Origin of the sequence: Massilia sp. Root133, from assembly GCF_001426525.1 — a bacterium.
GTDB classification, from domain to species: Bacteria; Pseudomonadota; Gammaproteobacteria; order Burkholderiales; family Burkholderiaceae_D; genus Telluria; species Telluria orientalis.
The window spans coordinates 186212-201085 of the sequence record NZ_LMEW01000001.1; the positions used below are offsets into that span (position 1 = coordinate 186212).

Annotated in this window: 14 protein-coding genes; 7 read left to right on the forward strand and 7 right to left on the reverse strand. The window is 66.8% G+C overall.

The features are described from left to right. Positions 1–4: 4 nt before the first annotated feature. Positions 5–898 (reverse strand): NmrA family NAD(P)-binding protein, encoded by an 894-nt coding sequence (locus ASD28_RS00825; protein WP_056122509.1) that lies wholly within the window; start codon positions 896–898, stop codon positions 5–7. A gap of 60 nt (positions 899–958) precedes the next feature. Between ASD28_RS00825 and ASD28_RS00830 the strand changes: the two genes are divergently transcribed. From ASD28_RS00830 to ASD28_RS00840, 3 genes are all read left to right on the forward strand, one after another. Continuing rightward, entirely contained in the window at positions 959–1888 is a 930-nt protein-coding gene (locus ASD28_RS00830) for a LysR family transcriptional regulator (RefSeq protein ID WP_229412370.1), read from the forward strand. A gap of 63 nt (positions 1889–1951) precedes the next feature. Continuing rightward, on the forward strand, positions 1952–3994 hold the full coding sequence (locus ASD28_RS00835; RefSeq protein WP_056122512.1) for a glycoside hydrolase family 97 protein: 2043 nt from the start codon (positions 1952–1954) through the stop codon (positions 3992–3994). A gap of 46 nt (positions 3995–4040) precedes the next feature. Next, a complete protein-coding gene (locus tag ASD28_RS00840) occupies positions 4041–5048 on the forward strand; it encodes a prolyl oligopeptidase family serine peptidase (RefSeq protein ID WP_229412371.1) in 1008 nt (335 codons plus the stop codon). Between the two features lie 10 nt (positions 5049–5058). On the opposite strand, the gene ASD28_RS00845 is transcribed toward ASD28_RS00840, so the two are convergent. Continuing rightward, the gene (locus tag ASD28_RS00845; RefSeq protein ID WP_056122518.1) at positions 5059–5541 is read right to left on the reverse strand and encodes a glutathione peroxidase; all 483 of its coding nucleotides are present in this window, start codon (positions 5539–5541) and stop codon (positions 5059–5061) included. A gap of 60 nt (positions 5542–5601) precedes the next feature. On the opposite strand from ASD28_RS00845, the gene ASD28_RS00850 reads away from it, so the two are divergent. After that, positions 5602–6033: a hypothetical protein gene (locus tag ASD28_RS00850; RefSeq protein ID WP_056122523.1), complete on the forward strand. Its 432-nt coding sequence runs from the start codon at positions 5602–5604 to the stop codon at positions 6031–6033. A gap of 10 nt (positions 6034–6043) precedes the next feature. On the opposite strand, the gene ASD28_RS00855 is transcribed toward ASD28_RS00850, so the two are convergent. Together ASD28_RS00855 and ASD28_RS00860 are read right to left on the reverse strand one after the other, a co-directional pair. Continuing rightward, on the reverse strand, positions 6044–7180 hold the full coding sequence (locus ASD28_RS00855) for a PilT/PilU family type 4a pilus ATPase (RefSeq protein ID WP_056122526.1): 1137 nt from the start codon (positions 7178–7180) through the stop codon (positions 6044–6046). 15 nt (positions 7181–7195) lie between these two features. Continuing rightward, complete coding sequence (locus ASD28_RS00860) at positions 7196–8239, reverse strand: type IV pilus twitching motility protein PilT (protein WP_056122528.1); 1044 nt, start codon at positions 8237–8239, stop codon at positions 7196–7198. A 177-nt stretch (positions 8240–8416) separates the two neighbouring features. On the opposite strand from ASD28_RS00860, the gene ASD28_RS00865 reads away from it, so the two are divergent. Genes ASD28_RS00865 through ASD28_RS00875 form a run of 3 tightly spaced genes read left to right on the forward strand, consistent with a single transcriptional unit; the run spans position 8417 to position 10472 of the window. Then, positions 8417–9118 (forward strand): YggS family pyridoxal phosphate-dependent enzyme, encoded by a 702-nt coding sequence (locus ASD28_RS00865; RefSeq protein WP_056122532.1) that lies wholly within the window; start codon positions 8417–8419, stop codon positions 9116–9118. Between the two features lie 42 nt (positions 9119–9160). Beyond that, positions 9161–9979, forward strand: a complete 819-nt coding sequence (proC, locus tag ASD28_RS00870; RefSeq protein ID WP_056122535.1) for a pyrroline-5-carboxylate reductase — start codon at positions 9161–9163, stop codon at positions 9977–9979. A gap of 1 nt (position 9980) precedes the next feature. Beyond that, positions 9981–10472: a hypothetical protein gene (locus tag ASD28_RS00875; protein ID WP_056122540.1), complete on the forward strand. Its 492-nt coding sequence runs from the start codon at positions 9981–9983 to the stop codon at positions 10470–10472. Here the strand turns inward: ASD28_RS00875 and ASD28_RS00880 are convergent. From ASD28_RS00880 to ASD28_RS00890, 3 genes are all read right to left on the reverse strand, one after another. Continuing rightward, positions 10469–10846: a hypothetical protein gene (locus ASD28_RS00880; protein WP_056122543.1), complete on the reverse strand. Its 378-nt coding sequence runs from the start codon at positions 10844–10846 to the stop codon at positions 10469–10471. The genes ASD28_RS00875 and ASD28_RS00880 overlap by 4 nt on opposite strands. Before the next feature lie 69 nt (positions 10847–10915). Then, on the reverse strand, positions 10916–11917 hold the full coding sequence (locus ASD28_RS00885) for a family 43 glycosylhydrolase (protein ID WP_056122546.1): 1002 nt from the start codon (positions 11915–11917) through the stop codon (positions 10916–10918). A gap of 15 nt (positions 11918–11932) precedes the next feature. Next, positions 11933–14845: a TIM-barrel domain-containing protein gene (locus ASD28_RS00890; RefSeq protein WP_056122549.1), complete on the reverse strand. Its 2913-nt coding sequence runs from the start codon at positions 14843–14845 to the stop codon at positions 11933–11935. Positions 14846–14874 lie beyond the last annotated feature (29 nt).

Consider the following 14874-nt stretch of genomic DNA (forward strand, 5'->3'; position numbering starts at 1 on the left):
TATTCTAGCGCGTTGCCAGTCCGGCGATGACGTGCTGCAGCGGCGTGGTCCCCGCCCATTCGACGGCGGCGGGATCGCTCCTGATGTCGATGTGCGGGCCATTGAGGCCCCGCGTCATTTCCGTGAAACCGGCGAGCGCTGCCGGTGAAAAGCCCGCATCGGCCAGCGCGTCGGGCCACTGAGCGTCCGGCAGGACCACCACGTCGACCGGCTTCCCGAGCGTGGCCGCAACGCTGGCGGCGACGTCGTTCGGGGCGTAGTCCGCGGGCCCCGCGAGCGTGACGATGCGGTGCCCCGTCCATGCTTCCTGCAGCAAGGCGGCCGCGGCGTTGCCGACGTCCGCGGTGGCCACCATCGGGATGGCGCGCTGCGGCGGTGCCAGGAACGTCGGCAGGGTGCCGCTGCGCACGGCCTGGCCCACCATGGGCATCCAGTTTTCCATGAAATAGGCCGCGCGCAGGAAGGCGGCCGGCACGCCGGATTCGCCCAGGCGCTGCTCGAACATCCGGTTCATGCCGATCCAGCCCGTGCCGTTCTCGCGGTCGGCGCCCACCGAGGACAGGGCCACGAGCCTGGGCACGCGCGCGGCCGCCGCCGCGCGCGCCGTGGTGGCGGCAATCAGGTCGGCGTGCTCGAACAGGTCGTCGCGGCCGTATTGTTGAGGACTGACGACGTAGGCGCCGCGGACGCCACTGAGCGCCCTGGTCAGCGAGACCAGATCCGTCAGGTCGGCGATCGCGACTTCCGCACCACGTTCGGCCCAGTGGCGACCCTGGGCCGGGTCGCGCACGACGACGCGAACAAACTGGCCGGCGCGCAACAACGCATCGGCCGCGGCGGCGCCGGTTCGGCCGGTCACGCCGGACACGGCGTAAGGAAGAGAGGGGGCAGCAGTCATGGAAATCTCCTGTGAAGTTGAACCGGAAGCGTGCATGATTGCGGGACATGCATCAATGACATGAAAGGCATAGTGAAAATGCGCCAAGTGGATTTGACCGGGGCCGACCTCAACCTGTTGAAACTGTTCGAAGCACTCGTCCGGGAGCGCAGCGTCACCCGGGCGGGTCTCCGGCTGGGCCTGAGCCAACCGGCCGCCAGCCGCGCACTGGGACGATTGCGCACGATGCTGGGCGATCGCCTCGTCGTCCGCGGCGCGTCCGGGCTCGAATTGACGCCGCGCGGCGAGGCCCTGGCAGGCCGGGTGACCCGATTGCTGGACGACGCCCGTGGCATCGTCGCGCCTGCCGTCTTCGATCCCGCCGCAGCGACGGGGCGGATCACGATTGCCGCGCACGATCACCTGAGCCTGGTGGTCCTGGGTGAATTGATCGCCCGTTTTGAACGACAGGCGCCCGGATTGAGTCTGCATATCGCACAACCTGCCGGGGACAATGTGCGGCTCGTCGAGCAGGGGATGGCGGATCTGGCCCTGGGCACGTTCGAGAGCCTGCCGGGCAGTCTTTATCGACGCGGGCTGTACACCGACCGCTTCGTATGCGTAGTGCGGTCCGGCCACCCCGGCGCGGCGCGGGGACTCGGTCTGGAACAGTATGTGGCGCTGCGCCACGTGACCGTGACCATTTCCGGCCTGGGTGAAAGCGCGGTCGACGCCGCGCTCTCGGCACTGGGCCTCACGCGCCGCGTCGCGTTGCGCGTCCCCCATTTCATCGCCGCTGCGCTGCTGGTGGCGGACAGCGACATGATCCTCACGCTGCCGGGCCGCCTCGCGCGCCGGCTGGCGGACAAGCTCCCGATTGCGCTCCTGGATGTGCCGCTGGAGGTCGCCCCCTTCTCTCCGGCCATGATCTGGCATGAGCGCTGCCACGGCGATCCCGCCCATGTCTGGGTCAGGCAACAACTTGCGGACATCGTGGCGGCGTTCGTGTAGTAATATTACATCTCCATCATCCAGCCGGGTCGCTGCGCCGTCCGGCGCTTCGGGAGTGTAAAGATGCGTCTCCGTCCCCTCGCGCTTGCCGCGATGTTTACAAGCTACATGGCGGCGCCGGCCGTCTGGGCCCAAACCGTCGTGGCCACGGCCAGCTCGCCGGGCGGCGTGCTGACGGTCGACGTCCAGCTCGACGGCATGGGCAAGCTGGCCTATGACATCAAGCGCAAGGGCAAGGAGATCATCGCCCCGTCGCATCTCGGCTTCAACCTCGCCAACGCGCCCAAGATGGACGACGGTTTCACGGTGAAGGACAAGCGCGTCAGCGAGCATGACGACACGTGGGAGCAGCCGTGGGGCGAGCGCCGCTACGTGCGCAACCATTACCGCGAGCTGCGCGTCGACGTCGAGCAGACGAACCGCTCGAACCGCCGGCTCGCCATCGTCTTCCGCATCTACGACGACGGCATCGGCTTCCGCTACGAATTCCCCGACCAGCCGCAGCTGCGCGACGTCGCCATCACGGACGAGCTGACGGAATTCGTCGTCGCCCGGCCTGCGACGGCGTGGTGGATCCCGGCCGGCGAGTTGTCCGGGCTGGAGCAGATCGTCGAGAAGGCGCCGCTGGCCGAGATCGGCATGGCCAACACGCCGCTGACGCTGCGCCTGGACGACGGCACGCACATCGCCCTCCACGAAGCGGCGCTGGTCGACTACGCGACGATGTGGGTGCGCAAGGTCGCGGGCCAGAAGCTGCGCGCGCAGCTGGCGCCGTCCACGACCGGGGCGGCCGTCGTGCGCCATGGCGCGTTCACGACCCCGTGGCGCACCCTGCGCATCGCGGACGATGCGCCCGGCCTGTACATGTCGGACCTCGAGCTGAACCTGAACGAGCCGAATAAGCTGGGCGACGTGTCGTGGGTCCACCCGTCGAAATTCGTCGGCGTGTGGTGGGAAATGCACTTGAACAAAGGGACGTGGAACGCAGGGCCGAAGCATGCCGCGAACACGGCCAACGTCAAGCGCTACATCGACTTCGCGGCCGCCAACGGCTTCCGCGGCGTGCTGGTGGAAGGCTGGAACCGCGGCTGGGAAAGCGACTGGGGCCACGGCGGCGCGGACTTCAGTTTTACGCAGCCTTACCCCGACTTCGACCTGCCCGCGCTCGCCGCGTACGCGAAACGGAAGGGCGTGCGCCTGATCGGCCACCACGAGACGGGCGGCAACGTCGCGGCCTACGAAAAGCAGATGGATGCGGCCTATAAGCTGTATGCGAAGCTGGGCGTGGACAGCGTCAAGTCGGGCTATGTGCACGAAGCGGGCACGATGCAGTTCCCCGGCCCGGACGGCAAGGTCCACTACGGGAACTACGATTCGCAGGAAGGCGTGCGCCACTTCGTGAAGGCCGTGGCGGAGGCGGCGCGCTACCGCATCGCCGTCGACACGCACGAACCCGTGAAGGACACGGGCCTGCGCAGGACGTACCCGAACTGGCTCGCGCGCGAGGGCGCACGGGGCGTCGAGTACAACGCGTGGGGCGAGCCGCCGAACGCCGCCGACCACGAAGCGAAGCTCGTGTTCACGCGCATGCTGAGCGGCCCGATGGACTACACGCCCGGCGTATTGAGCCTCGTCGGCGCGGGCGGCAAGACGTTCAATTCGACGCAGGCCAAGCAGCTCGCCGACTACGTCGTGATCTATTCGCCGCTCGCGATGGCGGCCGACCTGCCGGAGAACTACGCGAAGTATCCGGCCGCCTTCAAGTTCATCCGCGACGTGCCGACCGACTGGGCCGACACGCGCGTGCTGAACGGCGCCGTCGGCGAGTACGCGACCATCGCGCGCAAGGACCGCCGTTCGGACGCCTGGTACGTGGGCGCCGTCACCGACGGCACGGCGCGCACGGTGGCCGTGCCGCTGGCCTTCCTCGACCCGGGCAGGCAGTACGTGGCGGAGATCTACCGCGACGGCGAGCAGGCCGATTACCGCAACGAGCACCGGTTCGATCTCGTGACGGAGACGAGGACCGTGACGGCGAAGGACCTACTCGACGTGCGGCTGGCGCCGGGCGGCGGGCTGGCGGTGCGGATCGTGCCGAAGCAGTGATTTTTCGATAGCCTGCGCGGGCGCCGTTCGTGGGATGATCGCGCCCATGAACAAACGCTTACTCGCATTCGTCGGCGGCATCCTGCTCGCCGCCTCGGCGGTCCACGCCGCGCCCGCCGCAAAGCAGGAACCGCTGGAACTCGGCAAGGCCGCCGCCACGCGCTTCACGCTGCAGCGCGACGGCGCGCCCGACATCCGCTACGTCATCTCGCAACCCCCGCACAAGGCGCCGCTCGTGCTGTTCGTGCAGGGGTCGGGTTGCACACCGCCCTTCGTCGGCCTGGGCACGCCGAACCGTTATTCCACCGTTTTCAATTTCGTGCCGCTGGCGCAGCGGGGCGACTACGTCGTGATGGTGGTCGACAAGCCGTACCAGCCGGACGCCCCGCCACAAGCGCCGCCGGGCGTGGCGACGGGATGTCCGGCCGCGTTCAACGCCAACTTTTCCTACGACACCTGGCTGGACACGCTGCGCGGCGCGCTGCGCCATGCTCTGGCCTTGCCGTGGGTCGACGGCAGCCGCGTGCTGGTGTTCGGCGTGTCGGAAGGCGCCGTGATGGCCGCGGGCCTGGCGCGCGCGCTGCCCGAGGTGACGCACGTGGCGCTGATCGGCGGCACCGGCACGAGCCAGCTGTTCGACTTCTTTGCCAACGCCTATCGAGCGGGAGATCGCGCGGGAAGCGGCGACGACGACACGCTCGCGCGCCTGCGCGACATCGACGCGACCGTCGACGCGATCAACGCGGACCCGCGCAGCAGCGTGAAATTCGCGTGGGGCCACACCTATCTGCGCTGGAGTTCCTTCTTCGCGCAGGCGCCCGGCGAGAACCTGGTCCAGTCGAAGGCGCGGGTCTGGCTGGCCAGCGGCATGCGCGACGACAGCGTGCCGGTCCTGTCGACCGAGGTCGCGTACGCGCGCCTGCGCGCGCTCGGACGCGACGTCACGTTCCGGCGCCTGCCGCGCGCCGGCCACAACCTGATGGCGGAAGGGGGCTCGATGGCGGACGTGCAGAAGGAATACGACGCCATCATGGCGTGGTTCGACCGCCGTTGAGCGTTGGCGCTTACGGCTGCAGCGCCTTCTCGATATCGCCCGCGATCTCTTCCGGCTTCGTCTGCGGCGCGTAGCGATGCAGCACGGTGCCGTCGCGGCCGACGAGGAACTTGGTGAAGTTCCATTTGATGCCCTCGGTGCCCAGCACGCCCGGCGCCTCGTTCTTCAGGTATTTCCACAGCGGGTGGGCGCTGTCGCCGTTGACGTCGACCTTGGCGAACATCGGGAACGACACGCCGTAGTTCTTTTCGCAGAACGCGCCGATCTCGGATTCCGTGCCCGGCTCCTGGCTGCCGAACTGGTTGCAGGGGAAGCCCAGCACTTCCAGGCCGCGCGCGTGCAGTTCGCGGTACACGGTCTCGAGGCCCTGGTATTGCGGCGTGAAGCCGCATTTGCTGGCGGTGTTGACGATGAGGAGGACCTTGCCGCGGTACTGGGCCAGGTCGACCGGCTTGCCGTCGAGGGAGGTGGCCTGGAAGTCGAACACGTTCATCGTGGGCTCCTGTAAGCTTGATTGATTCGAAGGCAACAGTGTAAGCCAAAGGAGACATCGATGCAGTCCACCGTGAACATTCCCCTGGCCGCCGGCGCGCTGCTCAGCGCCGGCGCCGCGCTGCTCCACCTGGGCATCGTCGCGGGCGGTCCCGCGTGGTACCGCTTCTTCGGCGCGGGCGAACGGTTCGCGCGCGCGGCCGCGCAAGGGCGCTGGTATCCGACCCTCGTCACGCTGGGGATTGCCGCCGTGTTGTTCACCTGGTCCGCGTATGCGCTGGCGGGCGCCGGTGTCATTGGCCCTCTGCCGTTCCTGAAGGCGGCGCTGGTCGCCATCACGGCCGTCTATCTCGTGCGCGGCGTGGCGTTCGCGCCGCTCGTTCGCGCCAGGGGCGGCGCGATCACGCCGTTCGTCGTGTGGAGTTCGGTGATCTGCTTCGGCTACGGGGTGGTGCACCTCGTCGGCCTCGTGCAGCGCTGGGCGGCGCTGTAGCCGACGCGGATCAGAGGAGACCGAGCGTCTCGGTGCCCGCGGAGAAATCGCGGTTCTTCGCGTGCTTGCTATTGAGCTTGATGTTCAGGCGCAGGTCGTTCACGGAGTCCGCGTTGCGCAGCGCATCCTCGTAGGTGATCTTGTCCGCCTCGTACAAGTCGAACAGGGCCTGGTCGAAGGTCTGCATGCCCAGCTCGCGCGACTTCTTCATGATCTCCTTGATCTCGTGGACCTCGCCCTTGAAGATCAGGTCCGAGATCAGCGGCGAATTCAGCATGATCTCCATCGCGACCACGCGTCCCTTCGCTTCCTTCTTTGGAATGAGGCGCTGCGAGATCAGTCCCTTCATGTTCAGCGACAGGTCCATCAGCAGCTGCTGGCGGCGCTCTTCGGGGAAGAAGTTGATGATGCGGTCCAGCGCCTGGTTGGAGCTGTTCGCGTGCAGGGTGGCGAGGCACAGGTGGCCCGTTTCGGCGAACGCGATCGCGTGTTCCATCGTCTCGCGGTCGCGGATTTCTCCGATCTGGATCACGTCCGGCGCCTGGCGCAGGGAGTTCTTCAGCGCTGCCTCGAAGCTGTCCGTGTCGACGCCGACCTCGCGCTGCGTGATCACGCAGTTCTTGTGCGGGTGGACGAATTCGACGGGATCCTCGATCGTGATGATGTGGCCGTAGCTGTTTTCGTTGCGGTAGCCGACCATCGTCGCGAGCGTCGTCGACTTGCCGGAACCCGTGGCGCCGACCATGATCACGAGGCCGCGCTTGGTCATGATCACGTCCTTCAGCACCTCCGGCAGGTCGAGGTCCTCGAACTTCGGGATCGTCGTCGTGATCACGCGCAGCACCATGCCCACGGCGCCCATCTGCATGAAGGCGGAGACGCGGAAACGTCCCAGGTCGCCGGGGCTGATGGCGAAGTTGGCTTCCTTCGAGAGCTCGAAGCCGGCGGCCTGCTTGTCGTTCATGATGGCGCGCGCCAGGTCGGCCGTGTGCGAGGCCGTGAGGGCCTGGCTGGACACGGGCGTCATGCGGCCGTCGATCTTCATCGCGGGCGGGAAGCCGGACGTGATGAACAGGTCGGAACCGCCCTTGCTGACCATCAGGCGCAGCAGGTCGAACATGAATTTGGAGGCCTGGTCGCGTTCCATCGTCGTGCTCCTTCTTTAGCCCGGGAAGTTTTCGGGAATCTTGGCGGCGGCGCGCGCGGCCGCCGACGAGATCACGTTGCGGCGCACGAGGTCCGTCAGGTTCTGGTCCAGCGTCTGCATGCCGACGTTGGAACCGGTCTGGATCGCGGAATACATCTGCGCGATCTTCGCTTCGCGGATCAGGTTGCGGATGGCCGGCGTACCGATCATGATCTCGTGCGCGGCCACGCGGCCGGCGCCGTCCTTCGTTTTCAGCAGGGTCTGCGAGATCACGGCCTGCAGCGATTCCGACAGCATCGCGCGCACCATCTCCTTTTCCTCGGCCGGGAACACGTCGACGATACGGTCGATGGTCTTCGCGGCCGACGACGTGTGCAGGGTGCCGAACACGAGGTGGCCCGTCTCGGCGGCGGACAGTGCGAGTCGGATCGTCTCCAGGTCGCGCAGCTCGCCGACGAGGATCGCGTCCGGGTCTTCGCGCAGCGCCGAGCGCAGCGCGTTGTTGAACGACAGCGTGTGCGGACCGACTTCGCGCTGGTTGATCAGGCACTTCTTCGAGTCGTGCACGAACTCGATCGGGTCCTCGATGGTGAGGATGTGACCGTACTCGTTCTCGTTCAGGTGGTTGACCATCGCGGCCAGGGTCGTCGACTTGCCGGAGCCCGTCGGACCCGTCACGAGCACGAGGCCGCGCGGCTTCAATGCGAGGTCGGCGAAGATCTTCGGCGCGTTCAGTTCTTCCAGCGACAGGATCTTGGACGGAATCGTCCGCAGCACGGCGGACGCACCCCGTTCCTGGTTGTACGCGTTGACGCGGAAGCGCGCGAGGCCGGGGATCGCAAACGAGAAGTCGCACTCCAGCATCTCTTCGTACTGCTTGCGCTGGCCGTCGTTCATGATGTCATAGATCATGCCGTGCACGTCCTTGTGCTCCAGCGGCGGCAGGTTGATACGGCGTACGTCGCCATGCACGCGGATCATCGGCGGCAGGCCGGCCGACAGGTGCAGGTCGGAGGCCTTGTTCTTGACCGAGAAAGCGAGCAGTTCGGAGATGTCCATTTATAATGATCCTTTGACGCGGAGATAGAAAACCGTCGTTCCCGACCTGGCCGGTCGCCTTGGCGGGAACCCAATTGCTGCGGGCATGCAGGCTGAGCTTGGATCCCCGCCTGCGCGGGGATGACGATGAGATATTGCACCGCCAGGCTAGAAAAATATTTCCTGAAGAAAACCATTATGTCCACAATCGCAGCCAACTTGCAAGCTGTCGAAGCGACAATCCAGGCCGCTTGCGAGGCCGCGAACCGGCCCCGTTCCACGGTCCAGTTGCTGGCCGTTTCGAAGACGTTTCCGGCAGAAGCCGTGCTGGAAGCGATCGAGGCGGGCCAGCGCGCGTTCGGCGAAAACTATGTGCAGGAAGGCGTCGACAAGATCGCCGCTGTGGCAAAAGCGCGACCCGGCCTGATGCTCGAATGGCATTTCATCGGCCCGATCCAGAGCAACAAGACGCGGCCCATCGCAACCAGCTTCCAATGGGTGCACACGGTCGAACGATTGAAAATCGCGCAGCGCCTGTCCGAACAGCGCCCGGCCGAACTGGGCCCGCTGGATATCTGCCTGCAAGTGAACATCAGCGGCGAGGCCACCAAAAGTGGCGTCAAGCCGGAGGAGCTGGAAGGCCTGGCCAAGGCCGTCGTCCAGCTGCCGAACCTGCGCCTGCGCGGGCTGATGGCGATCCCGGAACCGCAGGCCGACCCGGCCCTGCAACGCGCGCCGTTCGCACGCCTGCGCGCACTCGCGCGAGACCTCATCAAAGCCGGCATCCACCTCGACACGCTGTCGATGGGCATGTCCGGCGACCTGCAATCGGCCGTGCTGGAAGGCGCGACCATCGTACGCATCGGCAGCGCCATCTTCGGCGCGCGCCATTACGAGTGAATGAAAAAGCGCGCATCACGCGCGCCTAACCCCGGGATTCTCATGAAAATCAGTTTCATCGGCGGCGGCAACATGGCCACCGCCCTCATCGCCGGCCTGGCCGGCAAGGTCGCGCAGGCGGTGGACATCCACGTCGTCGACCCGAACGCGGACGCGCTCGAGCGCCTGCGCACGCAATATGGCGTGACGACGTCGCCCGACATCGGCGCGGCCGTCGCCGCCAGCGACGTCATCGTGCTCGCGGTGAAGCCGCAGCAGATGCGCGACGTGACCGTGCACCTGCAATCGCAGCTCGCGAACAAGCCCCTGCTGCTGTCGATCGCGGCGGGCATCCGCGGCGCGGACCTGTCGCGCTGGCTCGGCGGCTACGGCGCCATCGTGCGCACGATGCCGAACACGCCCGCGCTGATCGGGCAGGGCATCACGGGCATGGTGGCGATGGCCGGCGTCAGCGCCGCGCAAAAGGATGCCGCCGACACCATCATGCGCGCCGTCGGCCAGACCGTCTGGCTGGATGAAGAAAGCCTGATCGATCCGGTGACGGCGGTGTCGGGCAGCGGCCCGGCGTACGTGTTCTACTTCCTCGAAGCGATGCAGCAGGCGGCCGCGGAAATGGGCCTGTCGGCGGAGCAGGGCAAGGCGCTCGCGCTGGCCACGTTCACCGGCGCGGCCCAGCTGGCGGCGCAGTCGGACGAACCCGTCGACGTGCTGCGCCAGCGCGTGACCTCGAAGGGCGGCACCACGCATGCGGCCATCACGAGCATGGAAGCGGCCGGCGTGAAGCAGGCGATCGTCGACGCGATGAAGGCGGCGGCGGCGCGCGGGCGGGAGCTCGGCGCGGAACTGGGCAAGGACGCCTGACATGCTGTCCGCCACCGTGCGCCTGTCCGTCATGTCGATGCTTGCCGCGGGCCTGGCGGCGTGCACGCCGGTCCCGCACGTGGCCCATCTGCGGCCGGCCGTCGACGGGATCGTCCTCGATGAGGGGAAACCGGCTGCCGGCGTCGAGCTCTTCCTGGCCAAATTCCCCGGCAAGAATCATCCCTGCACCGACGTGGGCGAAGTCATCCCCGTGGCGTCCGATGGCCGTTTTTCATGGACGGCGGCCGACGAACGCCGGAGCACGACATCGCTGCTCGATCCGCCTTCGGTGAGCGGCGCGCTCACGGCCCTGTGCATCCGCCATCCCGCGAAGGGTGTGCTGATCGGGGCCGTGCTGTTCGTGATGCAGAATGAATCCGTCGCGGTGCGTCTCCGTTGCGACGTGGCGCACCCGCGCGCCAGCGGCGGCCCGCACACGGTGTCGGCGATGCTCGGTCAGCCCCAGTATTGCGAGGCGAGCGACGCCGGCTAACGGCCTGGCGCCCCGGCCGATGCCGGCCGGTTGCCCAGCAGGGCCCAAAGCGAATAGACGCCGATCGCGGTACCGAACGGGAAGTTGAGCAGCCCGAGCACGCTGAATATGATCGTGAACACGCGCCCCGTCGGTGATCCTTTCAGCAGCGCGATCCCGGCGATGGCTTCCGCTGCCAGCAGCAGCGCGAAGAATCCGGCCACCACCGCGCCGAAGCCGAAGAAGAAGTTCGCCACGGCGCCGTCGCCGCCGGCCGAGTCGGCGATGAAGTGGCCGATCCAGTTGGTGCCGAGCGCGAAGATCAGCATCATGCCGGCGCCCAGTACGCCGATGACGATGTGAAGTGCAGCGGTAATGCGAGTGTGGATGTCCATGAGGTTCCCGTTGATAAACCGGCATAGTGTATGCCGGTTTTACCTCGCATAAATACGCACAAAGTCACGTCAGGGCGATGGCGCCTTCAACCGGAACGAGACATCCCGGTCGCGGTCGACCTCGAGCCGGCCGTCCTTGAACACCAGCTCCGCCACCTGGATGACCGTACGCTGGTTCCAGCGCGCGTCCGTGTCCGCTTCCGCCTCGTTCACCTGGTGGACGAAGTAGTAGATGAACGCGCGGTCGCCATCGACGACGACGTCCGCGTGCTGTCCCTTGGCCCGGTCGGTGGCCTTGCGGCCCGGTTCGCCGAGGATGTAGCCTTTCTGTTCCGTCCAGGTACGCGCATCGTCGGACCGAAGCACCATCAGGCCCTTCCACACGTCGACGACCATCCAGTAATACCCCTTGAAGCGGAACACCTTCGGTCCCTCGCCCGTGGTCGGATTGACCGGCTCGTCGCTCACCTTCTTCCACGTGCGCAGGTCCTGGCTGTCGGCGGCCAGGATCTTGCTGCCGGCGCGCTCGTCCTTGTACCACATCCGGTAACCCTGTCCGAGCTTGATGACGGTCGGGTCGATCATGCGGCCCGTGTCCAGCTTCACGGTGCCTTCGCACCGCCATGTGGACAGGTCGGTGCTGGTCAGGTGCTCGATGCGGCCATCCGCGCCGGGGCCGCCCCACCGGTGGAAGATGCCAGGCACGATCGTGAGCCACATGTGGTACGTGCCGTTTTCATAGTAGATCTCGGGCGCCCACAGCGTCACGTCCGTGCACGCCTTGGGAAACTCGGCCGTGCCCTGGTAGCGCCAGTGCATGCCGTCCGGGGACGTCGCGATGCCGATGGCCGTGCCGTGCACCCATTCGACGTCCTTCGGGTCGGGCAACTTCATCGTCGCCCGGCGATTGGTATAAAACATCTTCCACAGTTTGGCGGCGCGGTCGTACACGATCGACACATCCGCCGCGCCGTCGTACACGGGGTCGCGGAACACCGGTTTCGGTGCGACGTCGGCCGCGCTGGCCGCCAGCGGCAGCACCAGGGCCAGGGTGGCGAGGAACGATTTCATGGGGTCTCCCTGGACTCAGAACTTGATCGACAGCGGTTTGCCGGCATACGTGACCGACTTCGTCGCGCCCGCCGGTTCGATGGCGGTCGCGTTGTCCCGGCCGACGACGACGACATTCAGCTTGCGCGTCCCGACCAGGCCCTTGAACGTGCCCTTGCGGGCGCCGATGGTCAGCGTGCGCGCGGCGTCGTTCCACGCCAGGTCGTACGTGGCGTACTTGCCCTTTTCGTAGTCGTACGTTTCGTTGTCGTCTTCATAGACCGTGAACTTGCCGTCGGCGCCCGGATAGACGCGGATCTCGTACGGCGCATCCGGCCGCTCGGTCGCGTACTGGACGACGGGGCCCATCGGCACGATCGCGCCGGCGCGCACGTACAGCGGGAAGACGTCGAGCGGCACGTCCCTGGCGACCGTGGTGCCGCCTTTGAAGCGCTCGTGCGTCCAGAAGTCGTACCAGTCGGTGCCGGCGGGCAGGTAGGTCTGCATCGTCGTGTCCGGCTTGCCCGACGTTTGCGCCTGCGCGGCCAGTTGCGACGGCGTGCGCCATGCCAGGCGCAGGCTCCGCTCCGACGTGGCGTTGTAATACTCGAGGGTGATGGGGAGGCTCTGGCCCTTTTTCAGGACGACCTTGGTGCCGGCGTAGCGCTTGCCGCCGTTTTTCCAGTCCTCGACGGCGGGCTTGCCGTCGACGATCAGGCGGTAGCCGTCGTCGCCTTCCGCGCCCAGCTCGTATTCGCCGTCTTCCGGCGCCACGACGGCGCCCGTCCAGCGCGCGGAGAAGTTGTCGAGGCTCGCCAGGCCGGCAGGCATGTCGGCCAGCGGCGGGCCGGGCCACTGGAAGTCGATGGTGGCGTCGACGGTCTTGCCGTGCGGCGTCTCGAAATTGGTGCCCGCGAAGTACTGGCCAGCCAGTCCGGGCTTGCCGTCGGGCGTGCGCAGCGCGGTCGCCGGGATGGTGGCGGGCGGCGGCGGCTGGAAGCGGTACATCTGGCGCGTGACCGGATGGACGAGGAAGGACGGGCCGAACTGGAACGCGTCGTTGATGTCGCGCACGCGCGGGTCGTCCGGGAAATCCATCGGCAGGGCGCGCATCAGCGTATAGCCGTCGCGGGTGACCTTGCCGGCCAGGCTGTAGGTATAAGGCAGCAGGCGGTAGCGCAGGCGGACGGCGTCGTACAGCGCCTTGTACATCTCGGGATCCGACTGCTTGAAGAGGTAGGGCTCGCGCTCGATGTCGGTGCCGTGGATGCGCATCAGCGGATTGAAGGCGGCGTATTGCAGCCAGCGGGCGTACAGTTCGCGGTACGACGCATTCTTTTCGCCGCCCGGGAATCCACCCCCGATGAAGAAGCCGGCGGTGTCCTGCGTCCAGTACGGGTTGCCGGTGATGGTGACGTTGACGCCGCCGTTGATCTGCTCGAGCAGGGTTTTCCAGCTCGCCCGCGTGTCGCCCGACCACGAGGCCGCCGCCGTCCGCTGCGCGCCGGCCCAGGCCGAGCGTGTCAGGGTGAACACGCGCTGGTTGCTGGTGGCGCGTTGTCCCTCGTACGTGCCGAGCGTCGTCATCAGCGAGTACGGATTGAGGTAGCGGGCGAAGTCGCCCATGGCGTTGTTGCCGAGTCCCTTGATGTCGCGCTCGTTGTCGGCGGCGTTGTGCGCGGCCGTGCCGACTTCGACTTCGGTCCCGTCCATCCACAGCGCGTCCACGCCCACGTCGAGCAGGCCCTGCTTGACATGCTTGAAGTAGATCTTGCGGCCTTCGGGGCTGTACGCGTCGTAGATGCGCGCCTTCTTCGAAATCCAGTGCAGCGGTTCGAAGCGCAGCTTGTGCTGGTCGAGTTCATGCGCCAGCGCGGTGTCGTTGCCGATCGAAGGCCAGATCGACACCATCAGCTTCAGGTGCATGTCGTGGATGGCCTTCGTCATGCCCTTCGGATCGGGGAAGCGCTCGCGGTTCCACGTCATGCCGCTCCAGGTACCGTCCTTGTCGCTGCCCCAGTACTGCCAGTCCTGCACGATGTAGTCGAGCGGGAACTGCTCCTTGCGGAACGTGCGTGCCACCTCGACGAGGCGGTCCTGCGTCTGGTAGCGCTCCTTGCTCATGAACAGGCCAAACGCCTGCTTCGGCACCATCGGCGCAGCGCCGGTGAGGTCGCGGTAGCCGGCCACGACGTCGTCCAGCGTGGCGCCGGCCATGAAATAGTAATCGACGCCGCCCGGCGCGCTTTCCGCCCACAGCGACGCGCCCTCGGCGTTATCCGTGAAGCGCATCTTCGAATACGTGTCCCACAGGATGCCGTAGCGTTCCGTCGACATCATGACGGGGATGATGATGCCGATATTCGTCTGCACCAGCAGCAGGTCCTTGTTGCGGCGGTTGATGTCGCCTTCGCCCACGAACCCGAACCCGTAGATGCCTTCGCCGGGCTTCAGGGTGAACGTGTTGCGCGCTTCATAGGTCGGCGCGCCGGCCAGCTCGATTTTCTTCAGCGTCTGCGGTGCGCTGCGTTTTTCCTGCGTATAGACCTTGCCCTGCGCATCCTGGAACGTGATGGCGCCGGTCGACTTGTCGATGACGATGCGCAGCAGCTTGCTCTCGAGCGTGAGGGAATCGGCGCCGTCGCGCGTCGTGAACGCGACGGCCGCGGGCGCGTGCGTCACGACGATGCTCGGATGGCGCCAGAAGTTTTCGCCGAGCGTCGTGTTCACGCGCACCGTCGCCGGGCCGTAGAAGATCACGTTCTTGGTCACGCCGCCGACGCGGACCTGCACGCCGTGCGCGATGGGCGCGTACGAGAAGGACGCCGTCGCGGCGGCGACCGGCAGCAGGTGGCCGTTGGCGTCGAGGCCGGCGAGCGGCGCCGCGTGCGCGCTCGCGGCGAGAGTTGCGAGCAGCGTGAGCGTCGGCAGCGCGGTATGTGGTTTCATGACATTCCTGGTCGATGGATGGCTGGGAT